Source organism: Aestuariibius violaceus, from assembly GCF_040779325.2.
GTDB lineage: Bacteria > Pseudomonadota > Alphaproteobacteria > Rhodobacterales > Rhodobacteraceae > Aestuariibius > Aestuariibius violaceus.
The window spans coordinates 224,049-237,532 of sequence record NZ_JBFONT020000002.1; the positions used below are offsets into that span (position 1 = coordinate 224,049).

Annotated in this window: 18 protein-coding genes; 3 read left to right on the forward strand and 15 right to left on the reverse strand. The window is 64.7% G+C overall.

The window, feature by feature from the left end:
* Positions 1 to 37: 37 nt before the first annotated feature.
* The 3 genes from eno to AADZ90_RS08265 all read right to left on the reverse strand — a co-directional run bounded on the left by eno (position 38) and on the right by AADZ90_RS08265 (position 2,733).
* Complete coding sequence (gene eno, locus AADZ90_RS08255) at positions 38 to 1,309, reverse strand: phosphopyruvate hydratase (protein WP_367312102.1); 1,272 nt, start codon at positions 1,307 to 1,309, stop codon at positions 38 to 40.
* A 40-nt stretch (positions 1,310 to 1,349) separates the two neighbouring features.
* Complete coding sequence (locus tag AADZ90_RS08260) at positions 1,350 to 2,243, reverse strand: DMT family transporter (protein WP_367312103.1); 894 nt, start codon at positions 2,241 to 2,243, stop codon at positions 1,350 to 1,352.
* Between the two features lie 79 nt (positions 2,244 to 2,322).
* On the reverse strand, positions 2,323 to 2,733 hold the full coding sequence (locus tag AADZ90_RS08265) for a Fur family transcriptional regulator (protein WP_367312104.1): 411 nt from the start codon (positions 2,731 to 2,733) through the stop codon (positions 2,323 to 2,325).
* Positions 2,734 to 2,809: 76 nt separating this feature from the next.
* On the opposite strand from AADZ90_RS08265, the gene AADZ90_RS08270 reads away from it, so the two are divergent.
* Complete coding sequence (locus AADZ90_RS08270; RefSeq protein WP_367312106.1) at positions 2,810 to 3,718, forward strand: DMT family transporter; 909 nt, start codon at positions 2,810 to 2,812, stop codon at positions 3,716 to 3,718.
* Here the strand turns inward: AADZ90_RS08270 and AADZ90_RS08275 are convergent.
* The 3 genes from AADZ90_RS08275 to AADZ90_RS08285 are packed head-to-tail and all read right to left on the reverse strand — an operon-like array spanning position 3,694 to position 6,454.
* On the reverse strand, positions 3,694 to 5,058 hold the full coding sequence (locus AADZ90_RS08275; RefSeq protein WP_367312107.1) for a protein adenylyltransferase SelO: 1,365 nt from the start codon (positions 5,056 to 5,058) through the stop codon (positions 3,694 to 3,696). The two genes, AADZ90_RS08270 and AADZ90_RS08275, sit on opposite strands and share 25 nt — an antisense overlap.
* Before the next feature lie 17 nt (positions 5,059 to 5,075).
* Positions 5,076 to 5,525 carry a GNAT family N-acetyltransferase gene (locus AADZ90_RS08280; RefSeq protein WP_367312108.1) on the reverse strand — a complete coding sequence of 150 codons (450 nt, stop codon included), beginning with the start codon at positions 5,523 to 5,525 and terminating at the stop codon, positions 5,076 to 5,078.
* A complete protein-coding gene (locus AADZ90_RS08285) occupies positions 5,522 to 6,454 on the reverse strand; it encodes a nucleoside hydrolase (RefSeq protein ID WP_367312109.1) in 933 nt (310 codons plus the stop codon). Before AADZ90_RS08285 ends, AADZ90_RS08280 begins: the two co-directional genes overlap by 4 nt.
* A gap of 361 nt (positions 6,455 to 6,815) precedes the next feature.
* On the opposite strand from AADZ90_RS08285, the gene AADZ90_RS08290 reads away from it, so the two are divergent.
* Positions 6,816 to 7,217 carry an NUDIX domain-containing protein gene (locus AADZ90_RS08290; RefSeq protein WP_411996979.1) on the forward strand — a complete coding sequence of 134 codons (402 nt, stop codon included), beginning with the start codon at positions 6,816 to 6,818 and terminating at the stop codon, positions 7,215 to 7,217.
* Between the two features lie 30 nt (positions 7,218 to 7,247).
* On the opposite strand, the gene AADZ90_RS08295 is transcribed toward AADZ90_RS08290, so the two are convergent.
* The 9 genes from AADZ90_RS08295 to AADZ90_RS08335 all read right to left on the reverse strand — a co-directional run bounded on the left by AADZ90_RS08295 (position 7,248) and on the right by AADZ90_RS08335 (position 12,697).
* Positions 7,248 to 7,808, reverse strand: coding sequence for a putative glycolipid-binding domain-containing protein (locus AADZ90_RS08295; protein ID WP_367312111.1), 561 nt, complete (start codon positions 7,806 to 7,808; stop codon positions 7,248 to 7,250).
* A 291-nt stretch (positions 7,809 to 8,099) separates the two neighbouring features.
* Positions 8,100 to 8,960, reverse strand: coding sequence for a DEAD/DEAH box helicase family protein (locus AADZ90_RS08300; protein WP_367312112.1), 861 nt, complete (start codon positions 8,958 to 8,960; stop codon positions 8,100 to 8,102).
* Between the two features lie 41 nt (positions 8,961 to 9,001).
* Complete coding sequence (locus tag AADZ90_RS08305) at positions 9,002 to 9,916, reverse strand: DMT family transporter (protein WP_367312113.1); 915 nt, start codon at positions 9,914 to 9,916, stop codon at positions 9,002 to 9,004.
* Positions 9,917 to 9,966: 50 nt separating this feature from the next.
* Positions 9,967 to 10,377 carry a DUF1801 domain-containing protein gene (locus AADZ90_RS08310; RefSeq protein ID WP_367312114.1) on the reverse strand — a complete coding sequence of 137 codons (411 nt, stop codon included), beginning with the start codon at positions 10,375 to 10,377 and terminating at the stop codon, positions 9,967 to 9,969.
* Positions 10,374 to 10,577: a hypothetical protein gene (locus AADZ90_RS08315; protein ID WP_367312116.1), complete on the reverse strand. Its 204-nt coding sequence runs from the start codon at positions 10,575 to 10,577 to the stop codon at positions 10,374 to 10,376. The genes AADZ90_RS08310 and AADZ90_RS08315 overlap by 4 nt, the downstream gene beginning before the upstream one ends.
* Positions 10,574 to 10,984, reverse strand: coding sequence for an SRPBCC family protein (locus AADZ90_RS08320; protein WP_367312117.1), 411 nt, complete (start codon positions 10,982 to 10,984; stop codon positions 10,574 to 10,576). The genes AADZ90_RS08315 and AADZ90_RS08320 overlap by 4 nt, the downstream gene beginning before the upstream one ends.
* Entirely contained in the window at positions 10,981 to 11,301 is a 321-nt protein-coding gene (locus tag AADZ90_RS08325) for an ArsR/SmtB family transcription factor (RefSeq protein ID WP_367312118.1), read from the reverse strand. Before AADZ90_RS08325 ends, AADZ90_RS08320 begins: the two co-directional genes overlap by 4 nt.
* A gap of 123 nt (positions 11,302 to 11,424) precedes the next feature.
* On the reverse strand, positions 11,425 to 11,985 hold the full coding sequence (locus tag AADZ90_RS08330) for a type 1 glutamine amidotransferase domain-containing protein (protein WP_367312119.1): 561 nt from the start codon (positions 11,983 to 11,985) through the stop codon (positions 11,425 to 11,427).
* Positions 11,986 to 12,175: 190 nt separating this feature from the next.
* Positions 12,176 to 12,697, reverse strand: a complete 522-nt coding sequence (locus AADZ90_RS08335; RefSeq protein WP_367312120.1) for a hypothetical protein — start codon at positions 12,695 to 12,697, stop codon at positions 12,176 to 12,178.
* Positions 12,698 to 12,893: 196 nt separating this feature from the next.
* Here AADZ90_RS08335 and AADZ90_RS08340 point away from each other — a divergent pair, with 196 nt between their 5' ends.
* Positions 12,894 to 13,343: a hypothetical protein gene (locus tag AADZ90_RS08340; protein ID WP_367312121.1), complete on the forward strand. Its 450-nt coding sequence runs from the start codon at positions 12,894 to 12,896 to the stop codon at positions 13,341 to 13,343.
* Positions 13,344 to 13,484 lie beyond the last annotated feature (141 nt).

Consider the following 13,484-nt stretch of genomic DNA (forward strand, 5'->3'; position numbering starts at 1 on the left):
CCTGAGTTGAGGAAGGGGGCCCGACGGCCCCCTTTCTTCATTTCAGGATCGACTTTCCGGCATATTGTGCGGTCTCTCCCAGCGACTCCTCGATGCGGATCAACTGATTGTACTTCGCCAGCCGGTCCGAACGGGAGAGGGAGCCGGTCTTGATCTGACCGCAATTGGTGGCGACGGCGAGGTCGGCGATCGTGGAATCCTCGGTCTCGCCAGAGCGGTGGGACATCACGCAGGTGAAGCGCGCGCGATGGGCCATGTCGACCGCCTGCAGCGTCTCGGTCAGGGTGCCGATCTGGTTGACTTTCACCAGCAGCGAGTTGGCCGAGTGCTTTTCGATCCCGTCCTTGAGCCGGGCGGGGTTCGTCACGAAGAGGTCGTCGCCCACGAGTTGGACCTTGTCGCCGAGGACTTCAGTGAGGGTCGCCCAGCCGTCCCAGTCATCCTCGGACATGCCATCCTCGATCGAGATGATCGGATAGTCGTTCACGAGGGCCTGGAGATAGGAGACGTTTTCGTCCGAGGTCAGAATTTTGTCTTCGCCTGCAAGGTGATAGGCGCCGTCCTTGAAATACTCGGTCGCCGCGCAGTCGAGCGCGAGCACAACGTCGTCTTGGGGTGTGTAGCCCGCCTTTTCGATGGAGCGCAGGATGAAGTCGAGCGCTTCTCGGGTGGAGGAGAGATTGGGGGCAAAGCCGCCCTCATCGCCGATGCCGGTGTTGTGGCCGGCCTCTGACAGCTCTTTCTTCAGGGTGTGGAAGATCTCGGACCCGACGCGCACCGCCTCGCGGATGGAGCCCGCGGCGACCGGCATGATCATGAACTCCTGGATGTCGATCGGGTTGTCCGCGTGTTCGCCGCCGTTGATGATGTTCATCATGGGCACAGGCAGCAGGCGCGCCGATGTGCCGCCGACATAGCGGAAGAGCGGCTGGGTCGTGAAATCGGCGGCGGCCTTTGCGGCGGCGAGAGAGACGCCGAGGATCGCGTTGGCGCCGAGGCGGGATTTGTTGTCGGTCCCGTCAAGTTCGATCATCGCCTCATCGATGGCCGCCTGTTCGGTCGCGTCGATGCCCAGAAGCGCCTCGGCGATCTCACCGTTGACAGAGGCCACCGCCTCCATCACGCCCTTGCCCTTGTAGCGGCCGCCGCCGTCGCGCTTTTCGACCGCCTCGTAGGCACCCGTCGAGGCCCCGGAGGGAACGGCGGCGCGGCCCATCGTGCCGTCTTCGAGGATCACGTCCACTTCGACCGTGGGATTGCCCCGGCTGTCGAGGATTTCGCGGGCATGGATGTCGATGATGAGGCTCATGGGGCGCGTCCTTTCCGTGGCGTTGCGCCCCTCTTAACGGTCAGGGGCGGGACAGGGAAGCGGCCGGGCGGCGGCGCGCGGCCTGCGCCTCGCGGAGGAGCGTGTAGAGGCCGGATCCGACGATGATCGTGGCGCCGAGATAGGTGAGCGCGTCGGGGTTTTCAGAGAAGACGAAGATGCCGACGAAGAGCGCGAAGACGAGGCGGCTGTAGCGGAAGGGTGTGACAAAGGCGATGTCGCCGATCCGCATCGCGCCGACGATCCAGTAATAGCCCATCACGCCAATGGTCAGCGCACCCGCCAGATAGCCCCAATCGCCGGCATCGGGGAGGACCGGCCCCTGACCCATAGCGGCCATCATCGCGACGCCTGCGGGGATAACGGTCGCGAAGGCGTAGGTGGAGAGCTGCATGGAGGAGATGTCGGCGGGCACGCGGCGGGTGGCGAGGTCGCGGATGGCGAGGCCGAAGACGCCTTGCAGGGCGAAGAGCGATAGCGGCTCGAAATCCGCGGCGCCCGGCCGGATGATGAGGAGGACACCGACGAAGCCTACGGCAATGGCCGTCCAGCGGCGCCAGCCGACCTCGGCTCCAAGGAAAAGCGCGGCACCCAGGGTGACGACAAGCGGGGTGGCCTGGAGGATCGCGGAGGCGGAGGAAATCGGCGTCAGTGCGATCGCCGTGACGAAGCCCATCGTCCCGATCAATTCGCCCAGGCACCGGAGCTGGACCGCGGGATGGCGCAGGGCGCCATCGAAAACGCGAGCGCCCGTGGCGCGGGTCAGGGCGGCGAAGATAAGCGCGCCGCCAGTGCCGAGCAGGATAAGGATCTGCCCCACCGGCATGGCCGAGGCCATCAGCTTGATGAACATATCCTCAAGCGCGAAGCAGGCCATGGCGGCGGTCATCAGTGCCGCGCCGCGGAGGTTCTCCATGGGGCGTCCTTTCGAGGTCCGCTTCAGGCGGTAGAGGCTCGGCCAGGCGGCGGCAAATCAAGGATCGTGATGGGATACATCACTTCTTGAGGGGCACACCGTAGAGCTCTAGCCGGTGCCCTTTGAGCTTGTAGCCCAGCTTTTCGGCGATCCTTTCCTGAAGCGCCTCGATCTCTTCGTCCACGAACTCGATCACCTCGCCCGATTGCAGGTCGATCAGGTGGTCGTGGTGGTCGCCACCCGCGATTTCATACCTTGCACGGCCCCCGTCGAATTCGTGCTTTTCAAGGATCCCGGATTCTTCGAACAGCTTCACCGTCCGGTAGACCGTCGCGATCGAGATCCGGGGATCGCGGGCGGCGGCGCGCGCATAGAGCTCTTCCACATCCGGGTGATCATCGGCCTCTTCGAGGACGGCGGCGATGGTGCGGCGCTGGTCGGTCATGCGCAGGCCGTTGGCCTCGCAGCGGGAAAGGATCGTGGTCGTCATCTCGCATCCCGATTTAGCGGCTCAGACGGGCGGGGGCCAGCTTGACTTGATCCGACCGCCGGGCTTCTGTCCGGCCATGGAAAAGCGGGACAGCATGGATGCGTTCGGGGCGGTCTCGCTGATCGGGTTTGCTGCCCTCATCGCGTTCAATCAGGTCGTCATCGCCGTGGTGAATGAGGGGTTGCAGCCGGTGTTTTTCGCCGGGTTGCGGTCGGCGGGGGCGATCCTGCTGATCTGGCTTTGGATGCGGTTCCGCAGGATCCCGGTGATGATCACGCGCGAGACGATCATGCCCGGGCTGGCGATCGGGGCGGTCTTTGCACTGGAATTTGTCTTTCTCTTCATGGCCTTGGACCTGACGACGGTGTCGCGGACCAGCGTGATCTTCTACACGATGCCGGTCTGGCTGGCGATCGCGGCGCATTTCTTCGTTCCGGGCGACCGGATCACGCCGGTGAAGGCGCTTGGGCTGGCGCTGGCGCTAGCCGGGACGGCCTGGGCGATCCTCCAGAGACCGGATAGCGGGGAGGTGTCCTTGGCCGGAGACCTCTTTGCGCTTGGGGGAGCAATCTGCTGGGCCGCTATTGCGTTCATCGCGAAGGCGACGACGCTGAGGAACGTCACACCGCATACGCAGCTTCTCTGGCAAGTCGGGGTGTCGGCACCGATCCTGCTGCTCGCCGCGCCGCTTTTCGGGGATCTGGTGCGAGATCTGCAGCCTATCCACTTGTGGGGATTGGCGTTTCAGATCGTCGTCGTGGTCAGCGCCGGGTTCCTGTTCTGGCTCTGGCTCCTCTCGATCTACCCGGCGAGCGGTGTGGCCTCGTTCAGCTTCCTGTCACCGGTCTTTGGCGTGCTGTTCGGCTGGGCGCTGCTGGGCGAGGAGGTGGGGCCGGTGATCTTCGGGGCGCTGGCGCTGGTGGCGCTGGGGCTGGTGCTGATCAACCGGCCGGCGCGGGCTCAGGTGCCGCAGAAGGTGGCCTGAACGACCTCTTCGGGTTCGGGAGGGGCTTTCAGCGTCCTGTCCTCGGGGTCTTCATAGGGCCTGGAGAGCGCTTCGTTCAGCGCGTGGAACGGGGCAAAATCGCCGTCCAGCGCGGCGGCGATCATCGCTTCGATCCGGTGGTTGCGGGGGATGATCGCGGGATTTGCCGCGGCGGTCGTTGCTGCCGGATCGGGTTCGGAGGCGAGGCGGTCCTGCCAGTCTTTTTGCCACTCGGCGGGAAGATCGACGCTATCCAACGCACGGAAAGTATTGGTGAAATCCGCTCGCGTCTCGACCATCCAGCTGAGGAGCCGGCCGATCAGCTCGGCATCGTCGGGCCCGGGATCAGAGATCCCGATCTTCGCGCCGAAGCGGCGGAGCCAGGCCGCCTGGTAATGATCGGCGAAGCCGTTGACGAGGGCTGTGAAGTCCTCGATCGCGGCGTCCTGATCGGGCATCAGGGGCAGGAGGGCCGTGGCGAACTGGGCGAGGTTCCAGACGGCGATCTGGGGCTGGTTGGCATAGGCATAGCGCCCCATCTGGTCGATGGAGGAGAACACCGTCTGGGGGTGGTAATCGTCCATGAAGGCGCAGGGGCCGTAATCGATGGTTTCGCCCGAGATCGCGCAATTGTCCGTGTTCATCACGCCGTGGATGAAGCCGACCGACATCCAGGCGGCGATGAGCTGTGCCTGGGCTTTGACGACGGCTGTGAGCAGGCCGTGCGGGCCGTCCGCATCGGGGTAATGGCGGGCGATGGCGTGGTCCGTAAGGGCCTGTAATCCCTCGATATCCTGGCGGGCGGCGAGGATCTGGAAGGTGCCGACGCGGATGTGGCTGGCGGCGACGCGGGTGAGGATCGCGCCCGGCAGTTCGGCCTCGCGAAAGACCGGTTCGCCCGTTGTGACGGCGGCGAGGGCGCGGGTGGTGGGGATGCCGAGGGCGTGCATCGCTTCGGAGACGACGTATTCGCGCAGCACGGGGCCGAGCCAGGCGCGGCCGTCGCCCATGCGGCTGTAGGGGGTGCGGCCGGAGCCCTTGAGCTGGATGTCGCGGCCTGCGACCTCGCCCAGAAGGATCGCGCGGCCGTCGCCCAGCTGGGGATTCCAATGGCCGAACTGGTGGCCCGCGTAGAGCTGGGCCAAGGGCTCGGCACCGTCAGGAATTTCGTTGCCGGAGAAGATGTTAGCGAGGGTTTCGTTGTTTGGTTTGGTGATGCCAAGCTCTGCCGCCAGCGCATCGTTGAAGGCGATCAGGCGGGGTTCGGCGACCGGAGTGGGGTCGAGCCGGGTGAAGAGCCGGTCGGGGAGGCGGGCATAGCTGTTGTCGAAGGCGAACATTGGCTTGACTTAAGAGCTCACATGGCCCGCGTCATCAGGGCGTAGCGGTCGCGGAGGGCGAAACCGGCCTTCTTATAGAGGGATTGGGTGGCCTTGTCGTCGCGGTCGACCTCAAGGTGGAGCGCTTTGAGATCGGTGTTTTTCAAGGTACGGCAAAGGGTTAGGAGGGCTTCTGTTCCGATGCCGCGGCCGCGGACGGCGGGGCGGATCCAGATCTCGTCGATGAAGCCGTCGAGGCCGCCCATCTCGATCGACCAGCCGAAGGTGACGACGACGTAGCCGACCGGGGCGCGGGCGGGGCCGATCAGGTAGGCGGCGCCGTGAGGGCTGCCTTCGAGGAGGGGCAGGAGGGCGGATTTTCGTTGGTCGTCAGTGCGTTGAAGCCCGTATTCCTCGTGGAACCGGGCGACAAGGCCGGCGAAGATGTCGAGGTCTTCGGGGGCGGCGAGACGGAGGATCGTGCTCATAGCCGGGCCAGCCGGTCGGTGAGGTTGGCGAAGACGCCGCCCGCGTCGAGATCCCCGATAAAGAGAGCGTTTTCAGGGCGTTGCGTGACGCGCCACCAGTCGGCGACGGTCATGCCGCGGGTCAGGTCGGAGGTCGTTTCGACCTCGACGTTGATGTGGCGGCCCGAGAAGAGGTCGGGCCAGAGCAGGTAGGCGATGACGCAGGGGTCATGGAGGGGGGCGCCGGGGGAGGCGTATTTCTCCATATCGAAGCGTTCGAAGAAATGGGTCCAGTCGGCGACGGTCTGGCCGACCCGGGTGCCCAGGTCGCGGAAGGCATCGGCGCGGTCCCTGGTGACCAGGAATTTATGTGTGCAATCAAGAGGTAAGATGGTCAGCTTGATGCCGGAGGCGAAGACCTCGGCGGCGGCTTCGGGATCGACGTAGATGTTGAACTCGGCGGCGGGGGTGATGTTGCCGACCTCGAAATAGGCACCGCCCATGAGGACGATTTCACCAATGTTTTCAGCAAGATCGGGGGCCTTGCGCAGAGCGGTCGCGATGTTGGTCAGCGGGCCGATGGGGCAGAGCGTCAGGCCGGGGTGGTCGCGGGCGAGGCGGATGATGGCGTCCACGGCATGTTCGTCCTGAACGGGCATCGTCGGCTCGGGCAGCTCGGCGCCGTCGAGGCCGGTCTTGCCGTGGACGTGTTCGGCGGTGACGAGGGCGCGGACCAGTGGCTTGTCGCAGCCGGAAAAGACAGGAATGTCAGGGCGTTGGGCCAGTTCGAGGACCTGCCGCGCATTGCGGGTCGTGAGGGGGAGCGGGACGTTTCCGGCGACGGTGGTGACGGCCAGAAGCTCGAGTTCCGGCGAGGCGAGGGCGAGGAGGATCGCGACGGCGTCATCCTGGCCCGGATCGGTGTCGATGATGATCTTTCGGGTGGCCATGGGGCGGGCGTATCCCGCGGTGGGGGCAGCGGCAAGAGGCCCTGCCACAGGTGTTAAGCGGAGATTGACCGCCCGTTTGGCGTGCCGGACGGGGTGCGACGGAGAATGGCCGCGAATCGTGTGTTAACGCAGGCTTTGCGGGGGATTTGGCGTGTCGGCATCCGGTCGGCATCGCGTCGGCTTTCTGTCGGACATCCGGACGCAACATCGGCCGGTTAACGGGGCGGACTGTGGTTAACGGGGCAACGGTTTTGGAAACAATCGTTGGCGGCTTATGGGACGGAGCGGCCATGGCCGGGCCGCCGCCGCGCGTTAGCTCTGCCGCATGGTGAAGAGGTCAGTTCAGAAAGCATGTCCTGTCGTGCTGCGGCCGGCCGGGGGCCGGTTGGAGATACTGGCATTCCGGCATCCCCTGGCTGGCCTGCAGCTGGTCAAGGGGACGATCGAGGCGGGCGAGGATCCGGGCGCCGCAGCCTGCCGCGAGTTGGCGGAGGAGTGCGGGCTGGTCGCCGTTGGCCCGCCTGTCTTCCTTTTCGACAGCAGTGATCTGCCGGATGCGGATCGCTGGTTTTTCTATCTTTGCCCGGTCGAGGGGGTTTTGGAGGACAGGTGGGATTTCGAGACGGCGGATGATGGCGGGCAGAGGTTCCGGTTCTTCTGGCACGGTTTGGAGGACGACCTGTCGGACGAGTGGCATCCGCTGTTCGTAGAGGTGTTTTCGAAGCTTTTGCCGGTGTTGAAGGCGCTGGTTGCGGAGCCTTGATTGTCGCGGAAGAAGGGTTGGCCGGGCCTGTCAGCCGGCTTTCGGATCGATTGCCATCCAGAGGGCCGGATAGTCGCGGACGATGCCGAAATCGTCGACGCGGAGGGTCGCCTGATAGTCATGGAGCGGGGAGGTGTAGGCGTAGTTTTGGTCGTCTATGCGCCGGTAGGTTTGGGGCAGCATCTTCACGGTCCAGTCCGCGGTATCCAGCCAGATGGCGGTGGATTGGGCCTCCTTTCCGTTTGAGAGGTTTAGCCTGCGGATAGCGTTCGTATTGGTGGCGGGGGTGAAGCCGAGGTCGATGTCTTTGAGGTCGTCGAGGTTGGGGTCGTTGGTGCCGTTGATATGCCAGTGTCCGTTGTCGGTGCGTTCGATCAGCACGTCGATATCGGTCTGGCCGACCCAGCCTTTGACGTGGGCTTGACGGCTGGTCCAGTCGCTGTCGCAGAGAAGGGTGTAGTTCAGGGCGGCGGCGTGTCCTTCGTGGTCGAAGACAGCGGTGCCGTCGAGGGACCATCCGGTGGCGGTTTTCTTGAAACGACAGGTGTCATGGCCGTCGGTCTCCAGTTGTTTCCATAAGACGGCGGGCATGCTGTGTCCTTAGCGGCGGGCTTCTTCGGTCAGGTTAGCGTCGTTGGGAAAGGGCATAAATGCCGCTTTGCTTGAGCAAAAGGCGCAACATGAGCCGGGTCAGCGGCGGCCCGTGGGGTGGCGCGGCAACGGCGGAGCGAAGTGCTTTTATGGTGCCGTGTACATCTTCCCTCAGGGGTCAGCGCGCGGGTGGCAAAGCGCCAGCCCGTGGGGCGGGCCGCCGCTGGCCCGGCGCCTTCGGCTTGATTCCGGGCCTGTTGGCGCTCCGGAGGCGACGGCTATCTCGTCCGCTTAAGTGCGTACGGCGATCGCGTCGGCCACCAGATCGGTCAGGTCGGCTTCGCTGCGGACCTTGGCGACGTCGTCGGCCTTCACGGTCACGCCCCATTTCGCCATCCCGGCATAGAGCGGCTGGCGGTGGGCGAGGGCGCGGGCGTAGGTCCAGCGGATGAAGGCGTCGGGGTCGACCTGTTCGGGCGGCAGGCCGCTGTCCTGCAGGTAGGTGGACCAGGCGGCGTCTAGGAAGTCAGGGCGGTAGTACATGGGCTTTGGGGCGGCGTCGAAGCGGGCGACGAGCTCTGCCGTGTGGGCATCGCTGCCTTCGATCCAGACCAGCAGCATGTCGCGGGCGAGCGCGGTCAGGACGGGGTCCTCGGGGTCGTCGGGATCGACGACCTCGCAGATGGAGCCGCCGGAATCGCAGACGAAATGGGGATAGCCGTAGAGGCGCTCGGCCCGCCCGATGAAATGGGACGTGTCGAGGAGGGCGGCGATTTCGGCCTGGCGGTGTTCGTCCTGGCGGCGGCGGTAGTCTTCGATCGGCAGGCCGCCTTTGGCGGGGTCTCCGGGCTTGCCGAGATAGGTCGAGAGGGGCGCGAGATTGTCGAAGGTGATGTTCGAGCCGATATAGATCGAGTCGCTTTTCAGAAGCTCGGCCAGGAAGGGGACCTGCATCGCGTGGCGCTTGGCGTTGTCGGCGATGAGCTCTCCCATATAGCGCGTGCCGATGCGGTAATCGACGGAGTAGTGGAACCAGCCTCCTTTCGCGCGCAGGAGGTTGGCGAGATGCGTCTTGCCGAGGCCGGACATCCCGAAGAGCAGGATCCGTTTCTGGGGCGCTGTGCGCCAGGCCTCGGGCGTTTCGTAAATCATGGGAAAGGGTTAGCGGACGGGCTTCGCCTTCGCTAGGGGCTTTACGCGGCGTGGGGCGCGTTCTTGCGGAAGAGGCGGCCGTCGAGGATCAGGAGGCCGAGGGCCAGCATCGCGAAGCCGATATAGGCGCGGGGGTCGAGGCTTTCGTCGCGGACGAGGGCACCGAGGACGATGGCGACGGGCGCGATCAACAGGGTGCAGAGCAGGAGATTGCCGCTGCCGGCGAGCTGGAGGACCTTGTAGTAGAGCAGGTAGGCGATCGCGGTGGCGACGACCGCGTAATAGCCGATGGCGATCCAGGTGTCGGTCTGCAGCGCGAGCGTCGGCGGGCCTTCCGTCAGCCAGGCGAGCGGCAGCGTGATGAGCGTGGAACCGGTGAGCATGCCGGCGGCGGCGACCTCTGGCCGGAGGCCGGAGAGGGTCTTGCGCGCCCAGATACCCGCCAGCGCGTAGCTGATCGTACCGCCGATGACGGCAAGCTGGGCGAGGGAGCGGAGGTCGAAGGTCACCAGGTTGCCGAGGCCGATGGCCGTGGCGACGCCGAGAAAGCCGAGGCTCACGCCGAGGCCGCGGCGCAGCGTCAGCCGCTCGTCCGGGAAGGCGAGAGCGGCAGCGAGGACGCCGAAGATGGCGGTCGCGGCGTTGAGGATCGAGGTGAGACCCGTTTCGATATGAAGCTGGCCCCAGGCCATCAGGCCGAAGGGGATGACATTGTTGAGGAGACCCATGATCAGGAAGGCGCCCCAGAGCCGTGGGTCTTTGGGGACGGGGAGGCGGAGCACGGCGATGACGGCCCAGAGGACGAGCATGGCCCAGAACGTCCGGTGCGCGACGGAGGTGAGCGGGCCGATCTCGTCAAGCGCGACGCGGATCGACAGGAACGACGCGCCCCAGATGAGGGCGAGCAGCAGGAGGAGCGCCCAGGCGGCGCCGGTGAGGGATTTCTGGGCGGTCATGGCGCAGGCTTAGCATCTGCAGGCCCCGTGTCACGATCCGGATCGTGCGGTTAGAGCTTTTCGCCGGGCAGGCGGCTGGCCTGTAAGGTCCAGTCGGTGAGTTGGGCGGCGTCGAGCGGGTCGTCCTCACGGATGTTCAGATAGCGGACCTTCGGGTGCTTGGAAGGCTCAGGCGGCATCGGATCAAGCGACGTGCCGTCGAAGAAGGTGAGCTTCACGTAACGGGTGAAGCAGTGGAGGCTGAGGAACCAGCGGTTCCTTTCCACGCCGTAGAAGGGGGAGTTCCACTTCACCGCCTTCTGGACGTCGGGGAGGGTCTTGACGACGAGCGCGTCGATCTCCGTGCCGATCCGTTTCTTCCAGCCGGGCATGGCGGCGATGTAGGCCTGGACCGGCCCGTCGCCGTAGCCCTTCGGGATCTGCGGATTGCCGCCGGAGAGGAGTTTTGGGGGCTTGGTCATGGGGCTCGTCGCCTGAAATAGGGGCGCGCGAAGAGATAGAGCCCGGTTGGCACCATCAGGGCGAGCGGAGCGAGGGGGAGATAGAAGATCCAGTCCGGCGGGGCCGGCCGGGTCTGGGCGACGAAGACGGCAATGACGACGCCGGTGAAGGTGAGGGAGGCCCAGCGGTGGGTGTGCCGAAGGAGGGAGTGGAGCGTCATCCTGCGGATCCCCCCGCCAGCAGCCGATCGAGGGCGTCGAGGAACCGCGGCCAGCCGGTTCTGGCGCCGCCATAGGCGAGGCGGTCGCCCGGGCCGAAGCCGGTCTGCTCCATGCGGAGCATCGTGCCGTCATCTTTCGGCGTGAGTGTCCAGGTGACCACGGTGTCGAGTGTGCCGCCTGTCCACGTGTAGCTGAGCGCCTTCTCGGGCTCGAGGGTCAGGACGCGGCAGGTGATCTCTCCCCACTCAGCGGTCAGCGTGAAGGTGTGGCCGACCTCTGGCCGGAAATCGTTCTGGAGGAGCCAGTCGGCGAGGAGGTCCGATTGGGTCAGGGCGCGCCAAACCTTGGCGGGCGGATGGGGCAGGTCGCGTTCCAACACCACGATGCGGGGTTCGGCCACGGTCATTGGTCGATCCGCTTGAGCGTGTCTTCAAGCGCGTCGAGGCGACCGTCCCAGAAGGCGGTCATCCGGTGGGTCCAGTCGACGAGCGGAGCGAGCGCCTTTGGGCGGGCGCGGTAGCGGGTCTGGCGGCCCGTCGGGGTGCCGTCGACCAGGCCGGCTTGCTTAAGAATGGCAAGATGTTTGGAGACCGCGGGCTGCGAGATGCCGGCCTTGTCGGTCAGCGCGCGAACGGTCTTGTCCCCGTTCAGGCAAAGATCCTCGAAAATGCCCCGCCGGGTGGGATCGGCCAGGGAGCGGAGGAGTTCGGTTGGAGCGTCCATAGATCAATCCATAACTGGGCGGCTATCATTTGGAGATTGATAGCTACTCAGTTATGGGTTCGTCAAGGATTGTACGCCGCCTGCGGTGTCCCAAGCGGCGCGCTCTGTCGGCAGCAAAGGATCTCAGGCGACGGCGCGGAGCCCGTTGGAGCTTTCCACGGCGGTTATGATCGTGTCGCAAAAGGCCGGCAGGTCATCCGGGTTGCGGCTGGTGATCAGGCCCGCATCCTGGACCACTTCCTCATCGACCACCTCGGCGCCGGCATTGCTGAGATCGGTGCGGATTGAGGGATAGGCGGTGACGCGACGGCCGAGCACCAGATCCGCCTCGACCAGCATCCAGGGGCCATGGCAGATCGCGGCGACGGGCTTGCCCGCCCCGTGGAAGGTTTTGACGAGGGCCACCGCATCCTTCTTGGTGCGCAGGATGTCGGGGTTGATCTGGCCGCCGGGCAGGACGAGGGCGTCGTAGTCGCCTGCATCCACGTCCGCGATCTTGAGGTCGGAGGCAATGGCATCGCCCCAACTGGTTTCGTCCCAGCTGGTGATCTCTTCCCCCTCGGGGCTGGCGATGTGGACGGTGGCGCCGGCGGCCTTGAGGCGGTCCAGCGGCTCGCGCAGTTCGGAGCGTTCGTAGCCGTCAGTCGCCATGATCAGGATTTTCGCGGTATCGATCTTGGGCATCATGTCCTCCTTGGTTTGCTTGCCGGGAGAACGGGCTGGCGGTCAGCAATGTTCCGGGACCGCTTTCGGTCACCCTGCGGCCAGTGAGCGCAGGGATCAGAGCGGCGAGCGGAGGCTGGGCGCACCCCCGGGAGCGCCCGGTGGCGCCGATGGCCCCCGAGACAGGGTTTCGCGATCGGCCGCCGTGGCCCTAGCGGATGCGGAAGGCCCGCTTGATCTCGTCCAGCGCCTCGCGCTGCGGATCGCTGAGGCCGTCGGCATCGGCGCTGTCGTTGAGCAGCTTGAGCAGCATGTCGAACGAGGCGTCGCCGTCGATCTTGTAGAGCTTGCGGGCGATGCGGCTGATCGCCTCCTGCGGGCCGCCGCATTGGGTCTGCAGCCAGCGACCGAGGGTCTGAAGCTCTTCGGCCTCTTCCTCGGAGGTGCGCAGGTCCTTGCGGATGGCCAGGTTCAGGCCGTTGCGCTGGTCCTGGGTCGGCAGGTCGTCAAGTTCGAGAAACGCCTGGGCGATGGCGACCACGGCGATCATCGGATCCTCGATCCCCTCGACCGGGTGGGCATTGGTCTGGCGCCGGAAGGCGAACCTGCGCGGCGCGTTGCGCGCGGTGGTCAGGATGTCGTCGGCCGTCTGGATCGCGCCCCTCGGGTTGGAGCGGACATACCACCAGATCGCGCCCCCAATGGCGCCGAGAATTGCAATAAGAATAGGCATGGCTCAAATTCCCTTACTAACCCCAAACAGCGGCATAATAACGGAAAAGGGCAGGAGTTTGACGGTCGGATGCGGACACAGCTGCCTTACGGCGAAGGCTTCAGAAACGCGTCATATTTTATGCTTCAACCGGACAAGCAACCGCCGCTTTCTGATATCAGTCTTTCGCAAGTGATCGTTTTTGAGGCCGCTCATATTGAAGGATCTGCAGGATGTGTCGCCCGAAGCCTATCCAGGGAGCAGTGCCAGCATAGCTGATGTGCTCGGATTAGCGGAAGCCTACTTCATCGCAGCCAAAACCCTATTTCGCGAGACAAAGAAGGGTGGACTTATAGCTTACGCTCCGGCGTACCTGTGCGCGCTTCATTCTACAGAACTCTTCCTGAATGCCTTTCTTCGTCATCGTGGAGAATCTGCTGCCGCCATTCGTGGCCGATTACACAGCTTGGAGAACAAAGAGTTCGTATCTGTCCTGAAGCTTAGGAAGAAGACGGCCCAACATCTTCTCGAAGCAACGAACCGACGTGAATACCTGATTGTTCGGTACGCGCCTGAACTGACATCAAACCTAGCGGAACTCACCAGACTTCAAGCCACCCTTGACGAGGTGATGCGCAAGGTTACAGCACATATTCGCAGTGATTGACACAGTTCCTATTTCGTTCAGAACGATGTTGAATGTCTGCGTAACTCAGTCTTCTGCGATTTGTGGTGGGTGAGTAGGTAGTTTTTCTGCATAGTACCCAGCCGATGTCAGGGCCTCGCCATTCGGTCCCTCACCCCCTAT